We start from the raw sequence: 24,470 nt of genomic DNA, 5'->3' as shown, positions 1-24,470 counted from the left end.
CGCCTACCCCTTGACAGCCCCGGCGGTCAGCCCGGAGACGATGTACTTCTGCAACCAGAGGAACACACCCACGGTGGGAACGGCGGTCAGCAGCGTGGCCGCGGCGAACATGCCGAAGTTGGCGTTGCGGTGGTCGCCGGCGATCATGCCGTACATGCCGACGGCGAGGGTCTTGCTGCCGGGGTCGCGCAGGAACACGTTGGCCATGAGGAACTCGCTCATCGTGCCGATGAAGGCCAGCAGCGCGGTGACCGCGAGGATCGGCGTGACCAGCGGCATGATGACCCGCCAGAAGATCTGCGCGTGCGTGGCGCCGTCCACGGTGGCGGCCTCGTCCAGCTCCTTGGGCACGGTGTCGAGGAAGCCCTTCATCAGCCAGGTGTTCACGCCGAGCGCGCCGCCCAGGTAGAGCAGCAGCAGGCCCCACACGGTGTTGAAGCCGAACGCCGGGTACAGCTCGGTCACCTCGGTGAAGATCATGAAGATCGTCACGATGGCCAGGAACTGCGGGAACATCTGGATGAGCAGCAGCGCCAGCAGCCCGGCGCGGCGGCCGGCGAAGCGCATACGGCTGAAGGCGTAGGCGGCGAACATCGACAGCAGCAGGCTCGCGAACGACGACACCAGCGCGATGAAGACCGAGTTGAAGAACCAGCGCGCGAACGGATAGGTGTCGGAGGCGAACAGGTTCGCGAAGTTGGCCGGGCTCGCCCCGGTCGGCAGCAGCTCGGTCGAGGCCAGCGTGCCCAGCGGGTTGATCGCCGCCGACACCACGAACAGGATGGGGAACAGCGCGAACGCGCAGACGGCCAGCACGAACACGTGCCTGAGGGCGAGCTTCACGCGTAGACCTCCTCCTGCTTGCGGGTGCGGCGGAAGGCCACCGCCGAGATGAGCGCCACGATGGTGAAGATGAACACCGAGATCGCCGCGGCGAAGCCGAACTGCGCCCCGCCCGCGCCGAAGGCCAGCCGGAAGGTGTAGGTGATGAGCAGGTCGGTGGAGCCGACCTGCGGGCTGGCGGCCGGGAACGGCCCGCCCTCGGTGGTGAGCGCGATGGCGTTGAAGTTGTTGAAGTTGAACGCGAACGACGAGATCAGCAGCGGCGTCAGCGCGACCAGCAGCAGCGGCAGCGTCACCCGCCGGAACGCCCGCCACGGGGTGGCCCCGTCGATGGCGGCCGCCTCGGTCAGCTCGCGCGGGATGGCCTGCAACGCGCCGGTGGTGACCAGGAACATGTACGGGAAGCCGAGCCACAGGTTGACCAGGATCACCCCGAGCCGGGCGGTGCCGGGCTCGCCGAGCCAGTCCACGTGCGCGCCGAGCATCTGGTTGACGAGGCCGAAGTCGCGGTTGAACAGGTCCCGCCACACCAGCAGCATCGCGAAGGACGGCATCGCGTACGGCAGGATCACCGCGATCCGGTAGACCTTGGTGCCGCGCATGCGCGGATGGTGCAGCGCCAGCGCGACCGCCATGCCCAGCGCGAACGTGCCGAGCACGGAGGCCAGCGCGAAGATCACGTTCCAGCCGAGCACGCCGAGGAAGTAGCCGGAGATCGTACGGTCGGTCAGCGCGCGGGCGAAGTTGTCCAGGCCGACGTTCACCTGCCAGCCCTGGGCCAGGTGCTCACCTCTGGCGTTGACGAAGTAGCCCTGCTCCTCGTCGGCCGCCCAGGTGCCGCCGTCGCCGCGCACGCAGTCACAGGCGGCGTCGTAGGTGAGCGTGGCCCGGCCCTCGACGGCCCGGCTGAGGCCGTTGGCCTTGATCAGGCCGCCGTCGGTGGGCACGGCCATGGCCGAGATGTCGGCGGCGCGGGCGGCGGCCTCGGGGGCCTTGAGCACGGTCAGGCCGGGCGCGGCGACGACCTTGCCGGTGAGGCCGAGCTCGGCCCCGGCCAGCGGGGTGAGCCCGTCGGCGGTGCCCAGGGAGACCTGCTTGGTCTTGGGATCGACCAGCAGGAACACCAGCTCCTCGCCGCGCAGGGCGGGGGTCAGGCCGTACTCGGGCGAGCCGGGGGCCTGGCGCACCGAGCCGGCCTCGATGGCGGTGACCGCCTCGGCCTTGCTCCCCCGGTGCCCGTCGCCGAAGTTGGTGAACGCGGTGGTCACCGTGTAGGCGACGGGGAAGACCTGGAAGGCGAGGAGGAAGACGGTGCCGGGGACGAGGTACTTGGCCGGGACGAAGCGCCTGGTCAGGTACAGGCAGGCGACGGCCGCGGCGGCGGCGCACAGCAGCGCGAGCGCGGTCCACGACTCCGCGGCGACCAGCGGCGGCACGGCGTACAGCAGGATCGCGGCGGTCACGGCGAGCACCGCGATCCTGCTCACCACGAACGCCGTGGTGATCTCCCGGCGGGGCCGGGCGGGCGTCGCCGCCGCCCGGCCGGCCTCGCGCACGTCGAGCGACACGGCGTCAGTTGTTCTTCAGCGCGCCGTCGATGGCCTTCTGCGCGGCCGCGGCGGCCTCGGCCGCGTCGCCGCCCTTGACCGCGGCGTTCTCGGCGATGCCGAACGGCTCCCAGATGGCGGCCATCTCGGGGATGGCGGGCATGGGCATGCCCTCCTTGCCGGCTTCCATGAACTTGGCGGCGTCCGGGTCCTCGGCCTGGACCTGCTGGAGGGCGGCGGTCAGCGCCGGGGGCCGCGGGTCGGCCTTGTAGAGCGCCATGGCGACGTCGACGTTGGTCACGTAGTTGGCGACGAACTCCTGGGCCAGGGCCTTGCTCTTGCCCTTGGAAGCGACGAAGAAGGTCTGGACGCCGACGAACGGGGTGGCGGGCTTGCCGCCCTTGAACGACGGGACGGCGCTGATGTCGTAGGAGACGCCGGCCTTCTTGATGTCGGCGATGGCCCACGGACCGGAGACGAGGTAGGCGCACTTGCCGCCGGAGAAGTTGACGATGTAGTTCTCGTTGGTGATCGACGTGCGCAGCGCGCCGTCGCCCTTCTCCCCGAGGTCCTTGAGCTTCTCGAACGCCTTGACCGAGTCGGGCGCGCCGAGCAGCACCTTCTTCGGGTCCGGGTCGCCGGTGGCGGTGGTGCCGAACAGCGCGCCGCCGGCCGAGGCGAAGATCGGGTAGACGTGGAAGGCGTCGCCCTTCTGCCCGACGGGCAGGCAGAGCACCTCCTTGACCTTGCCGTCGGCCTTGAGCTGCTTGCCCTTGGCGATCATGTCCTCGATGGTGGCGGGGGCGTCGGGGGCCAGCTCGGTGTTGCGGATGAGGGCGATGTTCTCCACCGCGTACGGCGCGCCGTAGATCTGGCCGTTGAAGGTGACGGCCTGGACGGCCTTCTCGGAGAAGGCGGCCTTCTGCTCCTCGGTCAGCGTGACCGGGTCGATGGCGCCGTTCTGCACGAGGTTGCCGATCCAGTCGTGCGCCCCGATCATGATGTCGGGGCCGCTGCCCTGCTGGGAGGCGGTCAGGAAGGTCTGCTGGTTGTCCTTGCTGATCTCCTTCACCTCCACCGTCACGCCGTTCTCCTTGCCGAAGGCGTCGGCGAACGGCTTGAGCGGCTGGACGCGGCTGGGGTCGGCCCAGATGACGAGCGTGCCGCCGCCCGCGGCGGACGAGGCGGGGGCGGACGCGCCGGACGTCGCGGCGGGGGCGGCCGGCTCGGAGCCGCCGCAGGCCGTGGCGGTGAAGGCGAGGGTCGCCAGCGCGGCCACACCCAGAGCACGCTTGCGCATGAGACCTCCTGAGGTCACGCAGGAGCGGCGGCACGCGGGAAAGGGCGCGCCGCCGCGGTGGGAAAGCCCGAACGTTTCCGGGACGTTAGCGGCTCTTTGCAAGAATTGGAAGAACTTGCGAAAGAGCGTTATCAAACGCCAACGCGGCTTCTGCAAGTTTCGGAAAGTTGCACTTGACCGGAGTCGGACGATCAGGACATCCTTCACCGGAACATCACCCGAGAACTCGGGCCCCCGGGGGGAAGGACAACCCATGCTGCTCGGCAACGACGACTGGTGGCGGGACGCCGTCGTGTACCAGGTGTACCCGCGGAGCTTCGCCGACGCCGACGGTGACGGCACCGGCGACCTGGCCGGCGTGCGCGACCGCCTCGGCTACCTCGCCGGCCTCGGCGTGGACGCCCTCTGGCTGAGCCCGTTCTACACCTCCCCGCTGGCCGACGGCGGCTACGACGTGGCCGACTACCGCGACGTGGACCCGCGCTTCGGCACGCTCGCCGACTTCGACGCGCTCGTCGCCGACGCGCACGCCAGGGGCATCAGGGTCATCGTGGACCTGGTGCCGAACCACTCCTCCGACCGGCACCCCTGGTTCCTGGCGGGCCTGCGCGACCGCTACATCTTCCGCGACCGGCCCAACGACTGGGAGTCGATCTTCGGCGGCCCGGCCTGGACCCAGGTCGAGGACGGCCAGTGGTACCTGCACCTGTTCGCGCCCGAGCAGCCCGACCTCAACTGGGACAACCCCGAGGTACGCGCCGAGTTCCGCGACATCCTGCGCTTCTGGCTGGACCGCGGCGTGGACGGCTTCCGCGTGGACGTCGCGCACGGCATGATCAAGGCCGCGGGCCTGCCGGACGTCGGGCAGAAGGACGGCCCGCAGGCCGAGATGCTCGGCGACGAGCAGGTGCCCTACTTCGACCAGGACGGCGTGCACGAGATCTACCGCGAGTGGCGGCCGATCCTCGACTCCTACCCCGGCGGCCGGATGGCCGTGGCCGAGGCGTGGGTCTCCTCCCCCGAGCGCCTGGCCCGCTACATCGGCCCGGACGAGCTGCACCAGGCGTTCAACTTCGAGTTCATGATGGCCGACTTCCACGCCAAGTCGTTCCGCGCGGTCATCGAGAAGTCGCTCGCCGAGGCCGAGCTGGTCGGCGCGCCCACCACCTGGGTCCTGTCCAACCACGACAAGCCGCGCCACGTCACCCGCCACGGCAGCCTGGCCCGCGCCCGCGCCGCCACCCTGCTCATGCTGGCCCTGCCCGGCTCGGCCTACCTCTACAACGGCGAGGAGCTGGGCCTGCCCGAGGTGCTCGACCTGCCCGACGAGCTGCGCCAGGACCCGGCGTTCCTGCGCCGCGGCGAGAGCCGCGACGGCTGCCGGGTGCCGATCCCGTGGACCTCCGAGCCCGGCTGCGGCTGGCGCGACCCCTGGCTGCCGATCCCGCCGGAGTGGGCGGAGCTGTCGGCCGAGGCCCAGGAGCACGACCCCGGCTCGACGCTGAACCTCTACCGGGCGGCGCTGCGCCTGCGCAAGCGGCACCCCGCGCTCGGCGGCGGCACGCTCGCCTGGCTGGACTCCCCCGAGGACGTCCTGGCCATCGAGCGCGACCCCGGCCTGGTCGTGGTGCTCAACACCGGCGAGGAGCCGGTGCGGCCCGGCGTCGCGGGCGAGGTGCTGCTGTCCAGCGGCCCGCTGCCGGCCGACGGCTCGATCCCGCCGGACACGGCGGTCTGGATCCAGCGCTGACTTTCCCGGCGCCTGCAACCTTTCGCCTCCCGACTCGCGTTGGCTACGGGCGAGAGGAGAGTGCATGGATCATCACGAGGGCTTCCGCGAGTTCGTGCTGGCCCGGCAACAGGCACTGGTGCGGACGGCGTACCTGCTCGTGGGGGACCCCCACCTCGCCGAGGACCTGCTCCAGAGCGTGCTGGCCAACGTCGTCGGGCAGTGGCCCAAGCTCGTCAGGGACGGCAACCCGGAGGCGTACACGCGCCGGGCGCTGGTCAACCAGTACATCTCGTGGCGGCGCCGGCCGAGGCCGGAGTCGCCCAGCGCCACGCTGCCCGAGCACGGCTTCTCGCCGGTCGAGGCGGCGCTGGACCGGCTCGTGCTGCGGCGGGCACTGGCCCGGCTGACCCGCAAGCAGCGGGCCGTCATCGTGCTGCGTTACTGGGAGGACCTCACCGAGGCGCAGACCGCCGAGGTGCTCGGCTGCTCGGTCGGCACCGTCAAGAGCCAGACCCATCACGCGCTGGCCCGGCTGCGCACGCTCGCGCCCGAGCTGATGAACGCCGAAGCCGAGGAGGCACTGCGATGACCCGGTTGCGCGACGCCCTAGTCGGCCTCGCCGAGGAGGCCCCGGCGATGAGCCTGGGGGAAAACCTCGTCCACGCCGCGATCGCCACGCACCGGCGCAGGCGGCAGCGGCGGGCGACGGTGGCGGCCGTCGCGGCGGCCGTGGCGGTGGTGACGGCGACGACGGCCGGGGTGACGGTGCTGCGGCCGAAGGCCGCCCATCCGGCCGCCCCGGCCGCCCCGGCCGCCCCAGCCGCTCCGGCCGGCCAGGATGCGGTGACCGACCTGCCCGACGGGCCGGTGGGGGCGATCAGCCACTCCTACCGCATCCCCTGCGCCTTCGACCGGGCGACCCATGAGGCGGACTGCGGCGTCGCGGAGCTGCGGGTGGTCACCGTGAGCGGCCGGACCTACCGGGTGGCGCAGGCCCTGCTGCACGCCACGGGCGAGCGCGACACGCCCGTGGCGATCAGCCGGGACGGGCGCATGTTCGCCTACTACCGGCGCGACGCCGGCACGTTCGTGGTGCGCGACCTGGTCAAGGGCGGCGAGCGGGCCGCGCCGGTGCTCGTCCCCGCGCGGCGGATCGGCGTCGGGGCCATGCTCACGCTCTCCGACGACGGCCGCTACCTGGCCTTCGACCCGCGCGAGGGCACCAAGCAGGACGCGACCATGATGGACCTGGCGAGCCGGAGGACCACGTCCATACCGGGCGTGTACGAGGTGATCAGCATCAAGGACGGCACCGCCGAGCTGATCCGCTACCGCAAGACGGACCTGTGGCTGCGGCCGTTCGGGGGCGGCGGCGAGCCGGTGCGGTTCAAGGGGCCCCACATCATGTTCAGCGAGCTCGCGCCCGACGGCCGCACCGTGGTCGCCACCGAGTTCCCCGAGCACCAGAAGGGCATCCTGACCGTCCTGGACACCAGGACCGGGCGCGCCCTGCGCAAGGTGACCGTCCGCGGCCTGCCGCAGAAGCCGGGGCTGACGGCCGTCACCCTCTGGCGGAGCAGTTCCGAGGTCGTGGTCGTCGCCGACGGGCGGAAGGAGCGCGCCGCCTACGCCGTGGACGTCGAGAGCGGCCGGGCCAGGCGCCTGATCGGCTACGGGTCGCACTGGCGCGTGAACCTGCCCGGCGTCAGCTACGGCATATGACCGGCGGGCCGGCCGGGCACGGGGGCCCGGCCGGCCCACGGGACGGGTACGGATGGGTGCGGGACGGTCAGGCGCGGGCCGTCTCCCGCTCGCCGTCCTCCGGGCGGCCGGGCTCCGGGCGCTCGTCCTCGTCGAGCAGCGTGGCCTCGTCGAACGGCACGTGCCCGGCCAGCACCCGGTCGGCGCGCTCCCGGTCGAACTCGCCGGTCCAGGTGCCGACGAGCACGGTGGCCACGGCGTTGCCGGCGAAGTTGGTCAGCGCCCTGGCCTCGGACATGAAGCGGTCGATGCCGACGATGAGGCCGACGCCGTCCACCAGCTCGGGCCGGTGCGCCTGCAGGCCGCCGGCCAGGGTGGCCAGCCCCGCGCCGGTCACGCCCGCCGCGCCCTTGGAGGCGACCATCATGAACAGCAGCAGCCCCACCTGCTCCCCCACCTCCAGCGGCGCCCCGGTCGCCGAGGCGATGAACAGCGTGGCCATCGTCAGGTAGATGGCGGTGCCGTCCAGGTTGAAGGAGTAGCCGGTCGGGACGGTGATGCCGGCCACGGTCCGGCTGACGCCCAGGTGCTCCATCTTGGCGATGAGCCGCGGCAGCGCGGTCTCGGAGGAGGAGGTGGACAGGATCAGCAGGAACTCGCGGCCCAGGTAGCGCAGCAGCGACCACAGGTGGACCCGGGCGACCAGCCACAGGATCGGGCCGAGCACCAGGCCGACGAAGAGCACGCAGGTGAGGTAGAAGGCCACCATGATGATCGCCAGGCTCTTGAGCGCCTCGACGCCGGTGGCGCCCACGACGGCCGCGATCGCGCCGAACGCGCCGACCGGCGCCGCCCACATGATCATGGCGAGGATGCGGAAGACCAGCCGTTGCAGGTGCCGCACGCCGCGCAGGACCGGCGCGCCCTTGTCCCTCATGGCCTGGAGCGCGAAGCCGGCCAGCAGCGCCACCAGCAGCGCCTGCAGCACCGACCCTGACGTCAGCGACGACAGCAGCGTGTCGGGGATGATGCCGAGCAGGAAGTCCACGGTGCCGCTCTCGGCGCCCTTGGCCGCCTCGGCCTCGGCGGCCTGCCGGGCGGTGTCGGTGAGCCGCAGCCCCTCGCCGGGGTGGATGACGTTGCCGACGACCAGGCCGACGAGCAGCGCGACCGTGGACATCACCAGGAAGTAGCCGAGCGTCAGCCCGCCCACCTTGCCGACCTTGGCCGCCTCGCTCACCGAGCCGATGCCGAGCACGATGGTGCAGAAGATGATCGGCCCGATCACCATCTTGATGAGGGCCACGAAGCCGGTGCCGAGGGGTTTGAGCGCCTGGCCGACGTCCGGCCAGACGAACCCGACCAGGATCCCGAGCAGGACCGCCACGATGACGGCCAGGTACAGATAGCGGGTGCGATCGCGCATGGGGGGCTTCTCCAGCGACATCGGAGGGAGATTCCAGTCGTGCGACTATGCGCGGCGTACGTGACCCAGGTCACCATTGCGTAAGTTACGTTCACGACATCCGCACGAAAAGGTCTTCTCACACATGCGGCGCTGGAGCCTGGCCGGCCAGATGCTGGTCCTGCAGCTGCTCGTGGTGGCGGTCACCGCCACGGGCGGCGCCGTGCTCGCCCTGGTGCAGGCGCACCGGCTGCTCACCGACGACGCCGGCCACCGGGCCACGGCCGTGGCGGTCAGCGTGGCCGCCGCGCCCCTCGTCCTGGACGCCCTGGACGACCCCGACCCGAGCGCGGTGCTGCAGCCGTACGCCGAGCGGGTGCGGCTGGGCACGGGCGTCGACTTCGTCACCATCATGAAGCCGGACGGCACCCGCTACACCCATCCGCACCGCGCGGAGATCGGCCGGCGCTTCCTCGGCAACACCGGCCCGGCGCTGCGCGGCCGGACGTTCACCGAGACCTACACCGGCACGCTGGGCCCCTCCGAGCGGGCGGTCGCCCCCGTCCTGTCGGGCGGCCGGGTGGTGGCCCTGGTCAGCGCGGGGATCACCGTGGACAGGATCAGCGCCATGCTGCGCGGCCAGCTCGGCTGGGGCGGCTTCATCGTGGCGCTCGCGCTCGGCCTCGGCGCGGCCGGCACCTGGCTGGTGACCGCCCGGCTGCGCCGCCAGACCCACGGCCTCGGCCCGGTGGAGCTGGGGCGCATCCACGCCCACCACGACGCCGTCCTGCACGCCGTGCGCGAGGGCCTGCTGCTGGTCGGCGAGGACGGCACGCTGGCGCTGTGCAACGACGCCGCCCGGCTCCTGCTCGGCCTGCCCGCCGACGCCGAGGGTCGGCACGTGGACGAGCTGGGCCTGGCCGAGGTGCTGACCGCCGACGACGAGCGGGTCCACCTGGTGGGCGAGCGGGTGCTGGCGGTCAACAGCGCCGCCAGCCGGCTCGGCCGCGTGGTGACCGTGCGCGACACCACCGAGCTGCAGGCGCTGACCGGCCAGCTCGACGCCGAGCGCGGCTTCGCCGAGTCGCTGCGCTCGGCGGCGCACGAGGCCGCCAACCGCCTGCACACCGTGATCACGCTGGTGGAGCTGGGCCGCGCTGAGCAGGCGGTGGCGCTGGGCACCGCCGAGCTGCGCGCGGCGCAGGAGCTGACCGACCGGGTGGTGGGCGCGGTGCGCGAGCCGGTGCTCGCGGCGCTGCTGCTGGGCAAGAGCGCCGAGGCCGCCGAGCGCGGCGCCGAGCTGGTCATCAGCCGCGACGGCACGCTCGACGGGCCGGGCGACGGGCCGGGCAGGCCGAGCGACGGGCCGGGCGGGCCGGGCGACGGGCCGGGCGGGCCGGGCGGGCCGGGCGGGCCGGGCGGGCCGGGCGGCGCGCTGGGCGACGAGCCGGACGGGTGGGGCCTGGACCCGCGCGAGCTGGTCACCATCGTGGGCAACCTCATCGACAACGCCATCGACGCCGCCACCTCCCGCGTCGAGGTGCGCCTCGGCGTCCAGGACGGCGAGGCCGTCATCCAGGTGTCCGACGACGGCCCGGGACTCGCCGACCCGGCCGCCTTCACCCGGGGCTGGACCACCAAGGGCGACGGCCGCGGCCTCGGCCTGGCGCTCGTCGGGCAGGCGGTGCGCCGGCTGCGCGGCACCGTCGAGGTGCGCGGCTCGGCGTTCACCGTCCGGCTGCCGCTGCCGGAGCGGGCCCGGTGAGCGCCGCGCCGGGCCCGATCACCGTCCTGGTGGTGGAGGACGAGGAGATCACGGCGGAGGCCAACCGCATCTACGTCGAGCGGGTGCCGGGCTTCGCGGTGGCCGGGGTGGCCCGCTCCGGCGGCGAGGCGCTGCGCTTCCTGCGCGGGACGCCGGTGGACCTCGTGCTGCTCGACCTCTACCTGCCCGACCTGCACGGCCTGGAGGTGGTGCGGGCCATCCGGGCGGGCGGCCTGATGTGCGACGTCATCGCCGTCACCTCGGCCCGCGACCTGGCCATGGTGCGCTCGGCGGTGTCGCTCGGCGTCTCCCAGTACCTTCTCAAGCCGTTCACGTACCCGACACTGCTCGAAAAGCTCACCCGTTACGCCCGGTTCAAGGAGGAGGCCGGGGTCGCCGTCGGGCAGGGCGACGTGGACCGCGTGCTGGGCACCCTGCGCGGCAGCTCGGAGCTGCCCAAAGGGCTGTCCGGCGACACCCTCGACGCGGTCGCGGCCGAGCTGCGCGGGCGGCCGGAGGGCATGGCGGCGCAGGGGGTGGCCGACGCCATCGGAGTGTCCCGCGTGACCGCCCGCCGCTACCTGGAACACCTGGTGGAGCTGGGGGTGGCGGTCCGCATGCCGCAGTACGGCGGGGTGGGCCGGCCAGAGTTGCTCTACCGGATCCCCATGGAACGTTAATGACGGTGACGCCGCCCGTTCAATCCGGGCCTCTAGCTTCTGGTTGCAGTCAGAAGCCTTGAGGAGAAACCGTTGCGAGTCTTGGCCGTTGTTCCCGCCCGCGGAGGTTCGGCGGGCGTTCCCCTGAAGAACCTCGCCCTGGTCGGGGGCGTGCCGCTGGTCACCAGGGCCGTGCGCGCCTGCCTGCGCGCCGAGCTGGTGGACCAGGTCGTGGTCAGCACCGACCACGACCGCATCGCCGAGACCGCCCGCGAGGCCGGGGCGCTCGTGGTGGAGCGGCCCGCGGAGCTCAGCGGCGCGACCGCCTCCAGCGAGTCGGCGGTGCTGCACGCCCTCGACGCGCTCGGCGCGGACCCCGAGGTCGTCGTGCTCGTGCAGTGCACCAGCGCGTTCATCGACCCGGAGGACCTGTCGGCCGCGGTACGCAAGGTCCTCGACGGCGAGGCCGACTCGGTGGTGTCGGGCCTGCCCACGCACGAGTTCCTGTGGACCGCCGCGGGCGCGGGCGTCAACCACGACCCGGCCGTCCGCCCGCGCCGGCAGGACCGCGAGCCGCAGTTCCGCGAGAACGGCGCCTTCTACGTCATGCGCACCGCCGGCCTGCGCGAGCACGGCCACCGCTTCTTCGGCCGCACGGCCGTCCAGCCGGTGCCGGTCCAGCACGCCGTCGAGGTGGACGACCCCGAGGACCTGGAGCTGGTCCGGGCGCTGGCGCCGCTCCTGGACACGCCGGAGCCGATCGACGTGGACGCCGTCATCACCGACTTCGACGGCGTGCACACCGACGACCGCGCCTACGTGGACTCCGACGGCCGCGAGATGGTGCTGGTCAGCCGCTCCGACGGGATGGGCGTGTCGCTGCTGCGCCGCTCCGGCGTCAAGGTGCTGATCATGTCCACCGAGCACAACCCGGTGGTGGCCGCCCGCGCCCGCAAGCTCGGCGTGCCGGTGCTGCAGGGCCTGGCCGACAAGCGCACGGTGCTGCGCGACTGGCTGCAGATCGAGGGCCTGGACCCGGCCCGGGTGGCCTACGTCGGCAACGACGTCAACGACCTGGGCCCGATGGCCGAGGTCGGCTGGCCGGTCGCCACCCCCGACGCCCACCCGCGGGTACGCGCCGCCGCCCGGGTCGTGCTGACCAGGGCCGGCGGGTCGGGCGCGGTGCGTGAGCTGTGCGACCGCGTCGTGGCCGCCCGCCCGCAGCCGCCCGCGGCCGAGGCCAAGGCGCGCCCGAGGCTGGGCCCGGTGGCCATCGGCGACGTGCTGGTGGGCGACGGCGAGCCCGTCTACGTCATCGGCGAGATCGGCATCAACCACAACGGCGACCTCGACCTGGCCCGCCGCCTCATCGACGTGGCCGCCGAGGCCGGCTGCCAGGCGGTCAAGTTCCAGAAGCGCACCCCCGCGATCTGCGTGCCCGAGGAGCAGAAGGGCCAGATCCGGCAGACGCCGTGGGGCGAGATGACGTACCTGGAGTACAAGGAGCGCACCGAGTTCGGCCGCGACGAGTACACGCAGATCGCCAAGTACTGCGACGAGCGCGGCCTGCACTGGTTCGCCTCGCCGTGGGACGTGCCCTCCGTGGAGTTCCTGGAGGAGATGGACGTCCTGGTGCACAAGGTGGCCTCGGCGAGCGTCGCCGACCACGAGCTGCTGCGCGCGCTGGCCGCCACCGGCAAGCCGGTCATCCTGTCCACCGGCATGTCCACGCTGTCGGAGATCGACGCGGCGGTGGAGATCCTCGGCACCGACAAGCTGATCATGATGCACGCGACGTCCACGTACCCGCTGCCGCCGGAGGAGGCGAACCTGCGCACCATCATCACGCTCAAGGAGCGCTACGGCGTGCCGGTCGGCTACTCCGGGCACGAGCGCGGGCTGCAGATCTCGCTGGCCGCGGTGACGCTCGGCGCGGTGTGCGTGGAGCGGCACATCACGCTCGACCGGACCATGTGGGGCTCCGACCACGCGGCCTCGCTGGAGCCGTCCGGGCTGGAGCACCTGGTGCGCGACATCCGGATCATCGAGCAGGCCCTGGGCGACGGCGTCAAGCGCGTCTTCCCCGGCGAGGAGGCCCCCAAGGCCCGCCTGCGCCGGGTGACCGTCTGACCGCCGCCGGCCCCGGAGCATCCGCGTTGATCACTCTCTCGGTCGTCGTGCCGATCCGCGACGGCGAGCGGTACATCGCCGACGCCCTCACCTCGCTGGGCCGCAACGCCCGGCCCGACTTCGAGTTCATCGTCGTCGACGACGGCTCCGTGGACGCCACCCCGGACATCATCGACGACTTCCGCGCCGAGCTGCCCGGCCTGGCCGTGGTGCGCAACGCCACCGCGGTCGGGCTGGCCGACGCGCGCAACACCGGCCTGGCCAAGGCGTCCGGCCGGTACGTGACCTTCATGGACGGCGACGACTGGCTCGCCCCCGGCTACCTGGCCCGCCTGGTCGAGGCCGCCGAGGGGCTGGGCTGCGACTTCGTACGCGCCGACCACGTGCAGGTCGAGGGCCGCAAGCGGGTCGTGCACCGGGCCCCGCTCGCGGCGCCCAGGAACGCGGTGCTCGACCCCCGCCGGGCGATCCTGCCGGCGGACGTGCGCACCATGGTGGACTACCCCTACGCCTGGGCCGGGATCTACCGGCGCTCGCTGGGCGACCTGCTGCACTTCCCCGGCTCGCTGCACACGGCCGAGGACCGGCCGTGGATCTGGCGGCTGCACCGGGAGGCGGCCTCGTTCGCCGTGGTGTCGCTGGCCGGGGTGTTCTACCGGCGCCAGGTCGCCGGGTCGCTCACCCAGGTCGGCGACGAGCGGCAGCTCCACTTCTTCGACGCCTTCGAGCTGATCCTCGACGGCCTGGAGCCGGAGTTCCTGCCGAAGGCCGTGCGTAACTTCTGCGCCCTGCTGGCCCACCACCTGGAGCTCGGCGACCGGTTCACGCCGCCGCTGCGCGCCCGCTTCGAGGAGCGCGGCGCGCGGATGGTGCGCTCGCTGCCCCGGGAGCTGGTGGGCGAGGCCGTGGCGCGGATGTCGGTCGAGCGCGAGGCGCGGCTGCGCGCCCTCGTGCCCGACCTGCCCCCCAGCCCGCACGTCCGGGTCCGCCGCGACCGGGAGGAGACGTAAGTGAGGGTCTTCTACGCCTCGACGCTGTTCGGGGCGATGTCGCTGGCCGCCGCGATCGACGACGGCCGCTTCGGCGAGGGCCGGCGCGTGCTCGTGGTGTCGAGCAACGCGGCCGTCCCGGAGGTGGCCACGCCGCTGGACCAGGCGCCCGGCTTCGCGGCGCTGCGCTCGCGCTTCGACGCGGTGCACTCCTGGAACGAGCTCATCGCGCCGCTGCACCCGTCCGACTGGCGGGCGCGGGTCATCGAGGTGCCGATGATGGAGCGCCTGATCCGCTCCCACTGGGGGCTGGACGGCGTCGAGGAGCTGGTGCTGGAGTCGATCGCGGTGCCGCCGGCCCGCACGATCGCCGGGCTGGTGCGCGACTGCCCGATCACCGTCTACTCCGACGGGCTGATGAGCTACGGCCCCACCCGCGACCCGCTGCCGGCCGAGATCTTCCGCCGCGTCACCCGGCTGCTGCACCTGGACCTGGTGCCGGGGCTGACGCCGCTGCTGCTCAGCGAGTACGGCGTGCCGCCCGAGGTGCTGCCCGGCGAGCGTTTCCTCGCGATCGTGGCCGAGGTGGCCGCCACCGCGCCGGACCTGCCGGACGCGCGGGCGGTCGTCCTCGGCCAGTACCTGTCGGCGCTGGAGCTGCTGAGCGCCGAGGAGGAGGCGGGGCTGCACGAGACGATGCTCGGGGCGCTGGCCGCCCGCGGCCACGACCACGTGCTGTTCAAGCCGCACCCGGCGGCCGGGCGGCGGCACGCGCGGCTGCTGCGGGCCGCGGCCGGCCGGCTGGGGGTGCGGCTGTCGGTGGCCGGGGAGAGCGTGCCCGCCGAGGTGTGCTTCGCGGCGCTGCGGCCCGAGCTGGTCGTCGGCTGCTTCTCGACGGGGCTGGTCACCGCGCGGCGCTACTTCGGGCTGCCGGTCGCCTCGTACGGGACCGGGCTGGTGCTGGAGCGGCTGACCCCGTACGAGAACAGCAACCGCGTCCCGGTCACCGTCGTGGACGCGCTGCTGCCCCGCCTGTCGGCGGACGGGAGCGTCGAGGACCCGCCGCCGGTGGAGCTGGAGGAGCTGGTGCGCTCGGTCGGCTACTGCATGCAGCCGGAGGCCCATCCCGGGCTGCGGCCGGAGCGGATCGCCTTCGACGCGCGCTACTTCAAGCGCAAGCGGCTGGAGACGCTGGGGTTCCTGGACCGGCCGACGGCGCTGTCCCGGCTGCGGAGGAAGATCCGGGCCGCCATGTAGGAACGCGCGAGGGGGTCCCGGGGGAGGTACGACCCGGGGCCCCTCGCGCGTCGCTCAGGTGAGGGCCCTGAGGTAGCGGCGCACCCGCCGCCTGGCCCGGTAGCCGGCCCGCAACATCGACGGGTGCACCTCCACGCGCAGCCGGGCCCGCCGCCGCGCGGCCGCGTGCTCGGGGCCGTCCAGCAGTGACGTGGCCGGCCGGCCCGGCCGGGCGGCGACCAGCCCGGCCAGCAGCGTCGCCCAGTCGGCGCGCTCGGCGGGATGGAAGTAGTTGGCCGCGCACCAGGCGGGCGAGGCCGCGCGGAAATCGCCCGCGGCCAGGTCGTCGAGCGTGCCCAGCAGGCCGCTGCCCTCGAACACCAGGTTGATCATCTCGGCGTTGACGCCGAAGTCGGCGAGCACCAGCGACGGCACGCCCAGCGCGATCGCCTCCAGCGCCGCCGTCGAGCTGACCGTGACGAACCCGGCCGCCCGCGCCAGGTGCTCGTGCATCGGCCCGGCCGCGAACCTCAGCCGCCCCGGCTCGCCCATCTCCCGCCACAGCCGCTGGTAGTGGTGGCGCTCGTTGTGCGTCTGCCGCTCGTCCTCCAGGGCGCGCAGCTTGACCACCACGTCCAGGTCGGGCCGGCGGGCGGCCAGCCCGGCCAGCGCCCGCAGGACGCGCTCGCGCTGCTCGCGCTCGCGCGGCACCTTGGCCTGGGTGGCGAACACGACCCGGTCGCCGCCCGCCACGGCCGTGCCCGCGCGCAGGAACGGCAGCCGGGCCAGGCCGACCGCCCCTCCCCCGCCGAGCCGCCCGGCGATCTCGCGGAACTCGGCCGCCTCCCGCTCGCTGTGCACCACGAACAGGTCGCAGCCGCTGCGGAAGATCCACGCCTTCTCCGTGGCCGGCACCGAGATGCCGGGCAGCCCGCTGGCGAACACCGGGCGTGGGCGCAGCCCGTCCAGGACCTCGGCCACCAGCACGTCCACCACCGGCCCCGTGCAGGCCACGAGGATCACGTCGGGCCGGACGCGCTCGGCCAGCCGGCGCACCGACCGGGCCGACAACACCGGCGGCGCGGCCCGGCCTCCCACGGCGGCGGCGATCTGCTCGGGCGAGGGCGCGATCGGCGTGCGGACCACCACCAGGTCCGTCGCGCAGCCCGCGGGCAGGTCGTCGAGCAGGCAGGCCGCCCACTTCAGGTACGAGTCGGAGTCGGCAACCGCCAACACGTTCAACCGGGCACTCCAGTCAGATGCGAGCGCAGGGCGGGGGCCGCCCTGCTGGTCCACCAGTCGTCGGGAACGTCCACGGGCTCGACGGCGACGCCGCGCGGGCCGAGCAGGACCCGCAGCGAGGTGAGGGCGGTCGAGGGGAGGCTGAGCACGCGCTGGCCGGGGCTCAGGCCGCGCAGCGTCAGCTCGGCGGGCGCGCCGGCGTCGTGCACGGTGATGCCGGGGCGCTCGCGGATCAGCGCCACGTCCACCGGGTCCTCGCGGCGGTGGGGGTAGTAGGCCAGCGGCTCCTGGGCGGCCAGCTCGTTCAGCCAGCGCAGGTAGCGGTCGCGGTGGACCAGGCCGTTGCGGACCAGCGAGGTGCCGAGCACGACCGTGCGCTCGGCCGGGCCGTGGGCGCTCGGCGGCTGGGCCCGCAGCCAGGCGAAGTCGTGCCGGACCAGCTCGACGCCGGCGGCGCGGACGGCCGCGGCCAGCTCGTCGCCCACGCTGAGCGCGGTGAAGACCGACACCTCGCTCAGCCGCAGCCGCAGCGCGGCGGCCAGGCCCAGCGCGGCGCGCGGCACGGCCTGCTCGGCGCGGGCGCGCAGCAGCGGCCGGGTCGGCCCGGCGGCCAGCAGCTCCAGCAGCCGCAGCGTGGCCAGGCCGTCGTCCACGATGACGACGCGGCCCGGCCAGGACGCCAGCCAGCGCAGCTGCACCTTGCCGGAGAAGGCGTCGCCGACGGCCTGGACCCGGCGGGGCATGCGCTCGCGCGGCTCGGCCAGCACCAGCCCGTCGGGCAGCACGAGGGAGCGCAGCTCCGCGCGGGTGGCCTTCAGCGGCCGCAGGCCCGCGCGCGGCACGACGGCCGTCTCGGGCCCGAGGAGCCCGGCGTGGTGGGCCTCGACGGCGCACAGCATCTGGAGCGGGGACTCCACCCAGGCCGACGCCCGTGCGACCACTCGTTGCCCTCCCAGCCGGGTGATGGGCCCTCCCAGTGGGGGTGATGGCCCGTTCATGACCCCGTTAAGTTACCCCTGCCGCTTTAAGGCGCTCGGAACGCGATGTGAACAATGGGAGGTATGAACTCGCTCATGCTCAACACCGACGGCGTGCAGATCCCGCAGCTCGGGTTCGGCGTCTGGCAGATTCCCGACGACGAGGCCGAGCAGGCCGTACGGATCGCGCTGGAGACCGGCTACCGGCACATCGACACCGCCGCCGCGTACGGCAACGAGGAGGGCGTGGGCCGCGCCGTGCGCGGCAGCGGGCTGCCGCGCGAGAAGGTGTTCGTGACCACCAAGCTGTGGAACGGCGACCACGGCCGCGCCGAGCAGGCGTTCGAGGAGAGCCTGTCCCGGCTCGGCCTCGACTACGTCGACCTCTTCCTCATCCACTGGCCGGTCCCGCGGCAGGACAAGTACGTGCAGGCGTGGAAGGCCCTGGAGAAGATCTACCGGGACGGCCGCGCCAGGGCGATCGGCGTGTCCAACTTCACCGTCCGGACCCTCACCCGGCTGACGGAGGAGACCGGCATCACCCCGGCGCTCAACCAGATCGAGCTCCACCCCTACCTGCAGCAGCGCGAGATGCGGGAGTTCCACGAGGCCAACGGCATCCTCACCGAGGCGTGGAGCCCGCTCGGGCAGGGCAAGGGCCTGCTGGGCGACCCGGCGCTGCGGGTGCTGTCGGAGAAGTACGGCAGGACGCCCGCCCAGATCGTGCTGCGCTGGCACCTGCAGCTCGGCAACGTCGTCATCCCCAAGTCCGCCACGCCGGCGCGGATCAAGGAGAACATCGACGTGTTCGACTTCATCCTCGACACCGAGGACATGGCCGCCATCGGGGCCCTCAACCAGGGCAAGCGCCTCGGACCCGACCCCGACACCTTCAACGCCGCCTGACCCGTCTACGATCTCGCCCTGTGCGAGATTTCACGTGGGGCATAGCGGCGACCGGCGGCATCGCGCGGACCGTGGGGGCGGCCATCGCGGCCGAGCCCGGCATGCGGGTGGCCGCCGTCGGCTCCCGCGACCTCGGGCGGGCCCAGGCCCTGGCCGCGACGCTGGGCGCGGAGTCGGCGTACGGCTCCTACGAGCAGCTGTGCGCCGACCCGGCCGTGGACGCGGTCTACGTCGCCACGCCCCACGCCCAGCACCTGCCGGTGGCCGCGGCCGCGATCGCGCACGGCAAGGCCGTGTTGTGCGAGAAGCCGCTCGCCGCCACCGTGGAGGACGCCGCGACGATGGTGCGCCTGGCGCGCGAGGCGGGCGTCTTCCTCATGGAGGCGATGTGGATGCGGTTCAACCCGCTCATCCGCAGGCTCGCCGCCGACGAGCGGTTCGGCGAGATCCGCTCGGTGCAGGCGTCGTTCGGCTTCTCGCTGCCCTACGACCCGGCGCACCGGCTGTGGGCGCCCGAGCTGGGCGGCGGCGCCCTGCTCGACCTCGGCATCTACCCGTTCGGGCTGGCCCAGCTCCTGCTCGGCCGGCCCGCCGAGCTGCGGGTGACCGGCTCCCTGGCGCCCAGTGGGGTGGACGCGGAGGCGGCCGGGGTGCTCGTGTATCCCGGGGGCGGGCACGCCCTGGTGGCGGCCTCGCTGCTGGCGCACTACCCCAACGACGCCCACGTGGTGGGCACCGGGCTGCGGGCGCACCTCCCGGCGCCGTTCTGGGCGCCGGAGCGGATCGTGCTGACCGGGCCGCCCGGCACGGAGGCGGAGGAGCACGTGCTCGACCCGGCCGACAACGGTTACGCCGGCGAGCTGCGCGAGGTCCGCGCGGCGGTGGCCGAGGGCAGGACCGAATCGGCGATCATGCCTCTTGACGAATCCCTTGCCATGATGGGGCTTCTGGCCGACGCGCGGCGGCAACTCGGCTAGCTGGACTTTTAGGGATTTGTAATCCCCTTGCCACATGTATTACCTTGTGGGGCATCTCAGGGCATACGTCCGGTTTGTCCGACTATGTCTGACCATCGCGAGTGACATCGCATCACAGGATCGTCCTGTGACCGCTGAATCCGCCCGTGCGCGGAACCGGGGACCCACGTCCTTGGGGTGAATCGGCATAGACATGCCGTAGGGCAGCTTCCACGCCCGAACCCGTCAGCTAACCCGGTAAGCGGCATGGAAGCAAGGAGTAAGCCCCTCGATGGCCAAGCACCGCATCACCGCTGCCCGAAAGATGAGCATCGCCCGCGCCGCGCTCGGCGCGACCGTCATCGCCGGCGCCTTCGGCGCGCACGCCTCCGCGAACGCCGACAGCGCCCCCGCTCCCGAGCAGCAGATCACCGGGCAGGCCCCAGCCGCCGACCACGCCGCCGACCACGCCGCGCCCCGGTCCCGCACGAACGACGAGACCCGCATCAGCGTCACCGCCGACCAGGTCCTGGCCCTGGCCCGCTCCCAGGTCGGCACCAGCGAGAACGACGCCGGCGGCGGCACCCCGTACCAGCAGTGGTACGCCGCCTCCCGGCGGGCCGCCGAGACCATCGCCCGCGACGGCGGCAGGCCCGCCGACTACCTCAACGCCCCCTGGTGCGCCATGTTCGTCTCCTGGGTCGGCGAGAAGACCGGCGCCCGCCCGCAGGTCGGCTGGGACGCCTACACCGTCACCTACGCCAAGTGGTTCGAGGCCAACGACCGCTTCGGGACCCTCGCCAAGCCCGGCGCCGTGGTGTTCTTCTCCTGGAGCGGCAGCAAGGACCTCGACGACATCAACCACGTCGGGTTCGTCGTCAAGGACAACAGGGACGGCACGATCTCCACGATCGAGGGCAACACCGGCAACGGCAAGGTGGAGGAGCGCGTCCGGCCGAAGTCGCAGGTCGTCGGCTACGGCTACCCGGAGTACGCCTCCTGAGCCTGGCTCCGGCCCGCCCCCTCAGGCGAAGAAGCGGGCCAGGGCCGCGGTGACCGCGGCCGGGTCGTTCTCCATCGGGATGTGCCCGGCGCGCGGGACGCGGACCAGCTCGGTCTCCGGCATCTCGGCGGCGAAGCGCTCGGCGTACCGCACCTCCTGGAAGGTGTCGTCCTCGCCCCACACCAGCAGCTTCGGCGTCCGGTCGGCCCGCAGGGCGGGCACCAGGTCGAGCGTGTAGCGGCTGTCGGCGGCGCCCGCCAGCGCCATCCAGGAGCGGCGGACCCGGGCCTCCCGCCAGGGGCTCAGGTAGTCGGCCAGCTCTTCCTCCGACGCCGGGCGGGCCAGCGCCGTGGTGACCGCCGCGCGGCGGGCCGCCAGCAGCTCCTCGGCCGTCACCGCGGCCACCGCCGCGGGGTCGCGGAAGCGGGCCACGCCCGGCACCGGCCAGGAGTCGTAGGTCACCGAGTTGACCAGCGCCAGCCGCCGCACCTTCGCCGTCCCGGCGGCCAGCAGGTGCTGCGCCACGGCGCCGCCGATGTCGTGGCCGGCTACGTCCAGCGGCCCGGCCGCGCCCAGCGCCGCGGCGAAGCGGGCCGCCCACTCCGCCAGCCGGGGCACCGCCGCCGTCTCCAGGGTCAGCTCCCCCTCGGAGCGGCCCAGCCCCGGCAGGTCCACCGCGACCGGCCGCAGCCCGGCCGCGGCCAGGCCGTCCAGCACGGGCCGCCAGACCCGGCTCCAGTACGTCCCGTGCAGCAGCAGCACCAGCGGCCCCTCGCCCGCCGTGAGGTAGCTCGCCCGCAACCCGTCGATCTCGATCGTCATCCGTTCAGCCATGCCATAACCATCGTGTTCTGGACGGTGGCCGGTCAAATACCAGTTAGGGTATGGCGGTATGACTCTGGCGCAGCTCCGGGCACTGATCGCGGTCGCCGAGCACGGCGGGTTCACCGCCGCCGCCGAGCACACCGGCATGTCCCAGCCCGCCGTCAGCCGCGCCGTCGCCGCCCTGGAGCGCGAGCTCGGCGCGGCCCTGCTCGTCCGCCACCGCGACGGCGTCGCGCTCACCGAGGCCGGCCGGCGCGCCGTCGAGCGCGCCCGCGAGGCGCTGCGCCACTTCGACCTCGTCCGCGCCGACGTGGCCGCCGCCGCCGGCGCGATCACCGGCGAGCTGCGCCTGGCCAGCCTGCCCACCGCCACCGGCACCCTCATCGCCCGCCTGCTGCGGGCCCTCACCGACCGCCACCCGCACATCCGCGTGCGGCTGCTGGAGGGCGTGGACGACGACATCCGCGAGTGGCTGCGGCGCGGCGGCGTCGAGGTGGGCGTCGTCACGCTGCCCGCCCCCGGGCTGGAGACCGTGCCGCTCAGCACGCACGACATGGTGGCCGCGCTGCCCGCCGGGCACCCGCTGGCCGCGCGGCCGGTGGTGCCCGTGGCCGCGCTGGCCGGGCACCCGTTCATCCTCACCACCGCGGGCTGCCGGCCGCTCATCACGGGCGCGGCGCGGGAGGCGGGCGCCGCGCTGGACATCGCCTTCGAGGCCAGCGGGGCAGGCGCGATCCTGGAGATGGTCTCCGCCGGGCTCGGCGTCAGCATCGTGCCCACGCTGGGCCTGCCCGCCGACCTCGGCACGGTGGTGACCCGGCCGCTGGAGCCCCGGACCACCCGGACGCTGGCGCTGGCGGTGACCTCGCGCGCCGCCTGCTCCCCCGCCGCCCGCGCCTTCCTCGACCAGGCCGCCGCCGTCGTCACCCCCGCCGCTTGAGCCCCAGCGAGGCCCGCGGGGATCGCGGCCGGTGACCGGCGGGAGCGGGCCCCTGGCGGCTACCGGCCCGGGTCCTGTTCCAGCAGGCGCAGGCTCTCGCGGGCCCACTCGGCGCGGGCCCGCGCGACGGCGATCTGGCCCGCGAACACGTGCGCCTTCAGCGCGGCGATGCGGTCGTGCTCGGCCGGCGGGCGGTTCTTCAGCCGCTCCCTGAGCAGGTCGGTGTCCTTGGCCAGCAGCGCCTCCCGGTGCGCCCGCCACTCGGCGGCGAGCTGCTCCTGCTCGGCGATGAACGCCTTGAGCACCGACGCCGCCCGGTCCGGCTCGATCATGTCGAAGAACAGGGCCTGCAGGAAGAACGCGTCGCGCGCCGGGGGCGGGGGGTGGGCGGTGCCGAGCCAGGTCCGCAGCTCCTCCAGCCCGCGCTCGGTGATCGAGTAGACGGTCCGCCTCAGCCTGGTGCCCCGGATCTCCTTCTGGCCCTCGATGAGCCCGGCCTCCTCCATCTGGCGCAGGGTCGGGTAGATCTGGCTCTGCGGCGCCGACCACACCCAGCGCGGGGCGGCCTCGAAGAAGCGGGTCAGCTCGTACCCGTTCATGGGGCGCGCCTCCAGGACGCCGAGCAGCGCGTGCTGAAGCGACATGCCCACCAGCATAGGGAGGCGCTGACTCGTTCCCCTGGAACATGTATGGAGATACAGGTATTGTCCTCCCTGTCGTACGCGGGCGATCTTCCGCGTGGGCGGACGAGCGACCGGGGAGGTGCTGCGGCGGTGCGCACGGAGCTGGCCCGGGCGGGGCGGGCGCTGGCGGCGGCGAGGCTGGTGACCGCGTTCGGGCACGTCTCCGCCCGGATCGCGGACGGGCGCCTGCTGATGACGCCGCCGGTCCCCCTCGGCACCCTGACCGAGGACTCCCCGTACGCCGTGCTCGACCTCGACGCCGGCGACCTGCCCGGAGGCGCGCCCCGCGAGGCGTGGATCCACGTCGAGATCGCCCGCGCCCGGCCCGGCGCCGGCGCGATCTGCCGGGCGCAGCCGCCCACCGCCACCGCCCTGGCCTCGGCCGGGGTGCCGATCCGGCCGCTGCACGGGCAGGGCGCCTTCCTCGGGCCGGAGGTCCCCGTGCTCGACGACGCGGTGCTCGTCCGCGACCGGGCGCGCGGGCGGGCGCTGGCCGACCGGCTCGGCGGGGCCCCCGCCCTCGTGCTGCGCGGCAACGGCGCGGTCACCACCGGCGCGAGCGTCGGCGAGGCCGTCGCCCTCATGTGGGTGCTGGAGGCCAGCGCCCGCATGAACGCCACCGCCACCGCCGCCGGCACCCCCGTCCCCCTGAGCCCCGCCGAGCAGGAGGCGTGGCGGGCCGCAGGCCCCGAGCTGCTCCCCCGCATCTGGTCCCACCTCCAGGAGTCCTCATGATCGAGTTGACGGACATCGCCTACGTCCGCTCCGGCGCCGCCGACCTCGACACCGCCGTGAGCTTCGCGGTGGACGTCGTCGGCATGGAGCTGACCGCCCGCGAGGACGACGTCGCCTACCTGCGCGCCGACCACCGCCACCACTGCCTCGCCCTGGTCGGGGGCGAGTCCGGCGTCATCAGCTCCGGCTTCGCCGTCCGCGACGAGGACGCGCTGGCCGCCGCCGAGACCGAGCTGGAGAAGGCGGGCGTCGCCGTCGCGCGGGGCGGCGCCGAGGAGGCCCGCTCGCGCCGGGTCCGCGACTTCCTGTCCTTCGACGACCCGTTCGGCAACCGGATCGACCTGGTGATCGACCAGGTGACGCTCACCGCGCCGGTCCGGCACGGGCGCGAGGCCGGCATCACCGAGTTCGGCCACCTGTGCCTGGACGCGCCGGACGTGCGCGAGGCGTACCGCTTCTGGTCGGGCCTGTTCAACGCCCGCGTCTCCGACTGGATCGGCGACTGGGCCTGCCTCATGCGCATCGACCAGGTCCACCACAAGCTGGCCGTCTTCCAGGGCAGCAGGCCCGGCCTGTGCCACATCAACTTCCAGGTGGACTCGCTCGACGACGTCATGCGCAACTGGCACTTCCTGGAGGCCAACGGCGTCGAGATCGAGATGGGCCCCGGCCGGCACCCGCAGTCCACGGCCGTCTTCGTCTACTTCAAGGGCCCCGAGGGCATCACCTACGAGTACTCATGGGGCGTGCGCCTCATCACCGACGAGGACGCCTGGCGCCCCCGCTACTTCGACCCCGCCGAGCCGGGCTCGATCGACATGTGGCAGGGCCCGACCCGCCGCGTCCACACCCAGCCCCAGATCCGCCGCCCCCTGCCGTCGAGGAACGAGGACTGA

The 24,470-nt window shown here is 73.5% G+C and carries 22 protein-coding genes and 1 riboswitch; of the genes, 14 read left to right on the top strand and 8 right to left on the bottom strand.

From position 1 onward, the window contains the following. Window positions 1-3 precede the first annotated feature (3 nt). The 3 genes from AB0H75_RS17970 to AB0H75_RS17960 are packed head-to-tail and all read right to left on the bottom strand — an operon-like array spanning window position 4 to window position 3,690. A complete protein-coding gene (locus AB0H75_RS17970; RefSeq protein ID WP_367797353.1) occupies window positions 4-843 on the bottom strand; it encodes a sugar ABC transporter permease in 840 nt (279 codons plus the stop codon). Next, window positions 840-2,411: an ABC transporter permease subunit gene (locus AB0H75_RS17965; RefSeq protein WP_367797351.1), complete on the bottom strand. Its 1,572-nt coding sequence runs from the start codon at window positions 2,409-2,411 to the stop codon at window positions 840-842. The genes AB0H75_RS17970 and AB0H75_RS17965 overlap by 4 nt, the downstream gene beginning before the upstream one ends. Before the next feature lie 4 nt (window positions 2,412-2,415). After that, on the bottom strand, window positions 2,416-3,690 hold the full coding sequence (locus AB0H75_RS17960; protein WP_367797350.1) for an extracellular solute-binding protein: 1,275 nt from the start codon (window positions 3,688-3,690) through the stop codon (window positions 2,416-2,418). Window positions 3,691-3,943: 253 nt separating this feature from the next. On the opposite strand from AB0H75_RS17960, the gene AB0H75_RS17955 reads away from it, so the two are divergent. The 3 genes from AB0H75_RS17955 (at window position 3,944) to AB0H75_RS17945 (ending at window position 7,144) form a co-directional block, all read left to right on the top strand. After that, complete coding sequence (locus AB0H75_RS17955; protein ID WP_367797348.1) at window positions 3,944-5,440, top strand: glycoside hydrolase family 13 protein; 1,497 nt, start codon at window positions 3,944-3,946, stop codon at window positions 5,438-5,440. Between the two features lie 64 nt (window positions 5,441-5,504). Then, window positions 5,505-6,011: a SigE family RNA polymerase sigma factor gene (locus AB0H75_RS17950; RefSeq protein WP_367797346.1), complete on the top strand. Its 507-nt coding sequence runs from the start codon at window positions 5,505-5,507 to the stop codon at window positions 6,009-6,011. After that, the gene (locus tag AB0H75_RS17945; protein WP_367797344.1) at window positions 6,008-7,144 is read left to right on the top strand and encodes a hypothetical protein; all 1,137 of its coding nucleotides are present in this window, start codon (window positions 6,008-6,010) and stop codon (window positions 7,142-7,144) included. Before AB0H75_RS17950 ends, AB0H75_RS17945 begins: the two co-directional genes overlap by 4 nt. Before the next feature lie 67 nt (window positions 7,145-7,211). Here the strand turns inward: AB0H75_RS17945 and AB0H75_RS17940 are convergent, their stop codons facing one another. After that, a complete protein-coding gene (locus AB0H75_RS17940) occupies window positions 7,212-8,549 on the bottom strand; it encodes a cation:dicarboxylase symporter family transporter (RefSeq protein WP_367797342.1) in 1,338 nt (445 codons plus the stop codon). A gap of 124 nt (window positions 8,550-8,673) precedes the next feature. On the opposite strand from AB0H75_RS17940, the gene AB0H75_RS17935 reads away from it, so the two are divergent. The 5 genes from AB0H75_RS17935 (at window position 8,674) to AB0H75_RS17915 (ending at window position 15,328) form a co-directional block, all read left to right on the top strand. Beyond that, complete coding sequence (locus AB0H75_RS17935) at window positions 8,674-10,293, top strand: ATP-binding protein (RefSeq protein WP_367797340.1); 1,620 nt, start codon at window positions 8,674-8,676, stop codon at window positions 10,291-10,293. After that, entirely contained in the window at window positions 10,290-10,973 is a 684-nt protein-coding gene (locus AB0H75_RS17930) for a response regulator (protein ID WP_367797338.1), read from the top strand. Before AB0H75_RS17935 ends, AB0H75_RS17930 begins: the two co-directional genes overlap by 4 nt. Before the next feature lie 72 nt (window positions 10,974-11,045). After that, complete coding sequence (locus AB0H75_RS17925; RefSeq protein ID WP_367797336.1) at window positions 11,046-13,082, top strand: N-acetylneuraminate synthase family protein; 2,037 nt, start codon at window positions 11,046-11,048, stop codon at window positions 13,080-13,082. Window positions 13,083-13,108: 26 nt separating this feature from the next. Continuing rightward, window positions 13,109-14,092, top strand: coding sequence for a glycosyltransferase family 2 protein (locus AB0H75_RS17920; protein WP_367797334.1), 984 nt, complete (start codon window positions 13,109-13,111; stop codon window positions 14,090-14,092). Beyond that, a complete protein-coding gene (locus AB0H75_RS17915; protein WP_367797332.1) occupies window positions 14,093-15,328 on the top strand; it encodes a polysialyltransferase family glycosyltransferase in 1,236 nt (411 codons plus the stop codon). 54 nt (window positions 15,329-15,382) lie between these two features. On the opposite strand, the gene AB0H75_RS17910 is transcribed toward AB0H75_RS17915, so the two are convergent. Together AB0H75_RS17910 and AB0H75_RS17905 are read right to left on the bottom strand one after the other, a co-directional pair. Continuing rightward, window positions 15,383-16,543: a DUF6716 putative glycosyltransferase gene (locus AB0H75_RS17910; protein ID WP_367798180.1), complete on the bottom strand. Its 1,161-nt coding sequence runs from the start codon at window positions 16,541-16,543 to the stop codon at window positions 15,383-15,385. A 2-nt stretch (window positions 16,544-16,545) separates the two neighbouring features. Next, window positions 16,546-17,490, bottom strand: coding sequence for a hypothetical protein (locus tag AB0H75_RS17905; protein WP_367797330.1), 945 nt, complete (start codon window positions 17,488-17,490; stop codon window positions 16,546-16,548). Between the two features lie 120 nt (window positions 17,491-17,610). Between AB0H75_RS17905 and AB0H75_RS17900 the strand changes: the two genes are divergently transcribed. From AB0H75_RS17900 to AB0H75_RS17890, 3 genes are all read left to right on the top strand, one after another. Further along, window positions 17,611-18,432, top strand: a complete 822-nt coding sequence (locus AB0H75_RS17900) for an aldo/keto reductase (protein WP_367797328.1) — start codon at window positions 17,611-17,613, stop codon at window positions 18,430-18,432. Between the two features lie 20 nt (window positions 18,433-18,452). Continuing rightward, window positions 18,453-19,409, top strand: a complete 957-nt coding sequence (locus tag AB0H75_RS17895) for a Gfo/Idh/MocA family protein (protein ID WP_367797326.1) — start codon at window positions 18,453-18,455, stop codon at window positions 19,407-19,409. Window positions 19,410-19,531: 122 nt separating this feature from the next. Continuing rightward, window positions 19,532-19,668, top strand: a riboswitch (cyclic di-AMP (ydaO/yuaA leader). Between the two features lie 12 nt (window positions 19,669-19,680). Continuing rightward, window positions 19,681-20,391 (top strand): CHAP domain-containing protein, encoded by a 711-nt coding sequence (locus AB0H75_RS17890; protein ID WP_367797324.1) that lies wholly within the window; start codon window positions 19,681-19,683, stop codon window positions 20,389-20,391. 21 nt (window positions 20,392-20,412) lie between these two features. Here the strand turns inward: AB0H75_RS17890 and AB0H75_RS17885 are convergent, their stop codons facing one another. Next, a complete protein-coding gene (locus AB0H75_RS17885; protein WP_367797322.1) occupies window positions 20,413-21,225 on the bottom strand; it encodes an alpha/beta fold hydrolase in 813 nt (270 codons plus the stop codon). 58 nt (window positions 21,226-21,283) lie between these two features. Between AB0H75_RS17885 and AB0H75_RS17880 the strand changes: the two genes are divergently transcribed. Then, the gene (locus AB0H75_RS17880) at window positions 21,284-22,156 is read left to right on the top strand and encodes a LysR family transcriptional regulator (protein WP_367797320.1); all 873 of its coding nucleotides are present in this window, start codon (window positions 21,284-21,286) and stop codon (window positions 22,154-22,156) included. Window positions 22,157-22,215: 59 nt separating this feature from the next. On the opposite strand, the gene AB0H75_RS17875 is transcribed toward AB0H75_RS17880, so the two are convergent. Further along, entirely contained in the window at window positions 22,216-22,800 is a 585-nt protein-coding gene (locus AB0H75_RS17875; RefSeq protein ID WP_367797318.1) for a PadR family transcriptional regulator, read from the bottom strand. A 129-nt stretch (window positions 22,801-22,929) separates the two neighbouring features. On the opposite strand from AB0H75_RS17875, the gene AB0H75_RS17870 reads away from it, so the two are divergent. Next, a complete protein-coding gene (locus AB0H75_RS17870) occupies window positions 22,930-23,574 on the top strand; it encodes a class II aldolase/adducin family protein (RefSeq protein ID WP_367797316.1) in 645 nt (214 codons plus the stop codon). Beyond that, a complete protein-coding gene (locus AB0H75_RS17865; protein ID WP_367797314.1) occupies window positions 23,571-24,470 on the top strand; it encodes a VOC family protein in 900 nt (299 codons plus the stop codon). Before AB0H75_RS17870 ends, AB0H75_RS17865 begins: the two co-directional genes overlap by 4 nt.

Origin of the sequence: Nonomuraea sp. NPDC050783 (assembly GCF_040802095.1) — a bacterium.
In the GTDB taxonomy this organism is placed as follows: domain Bacteria; phylum Actinomycetota; class Actinomycetes; order Streptosporangiales; family Streptosporangiaceae; genus Nonomuraea.
This window is presented reverse-complemented; position numbering and strand designations above follow the sequence as displayed.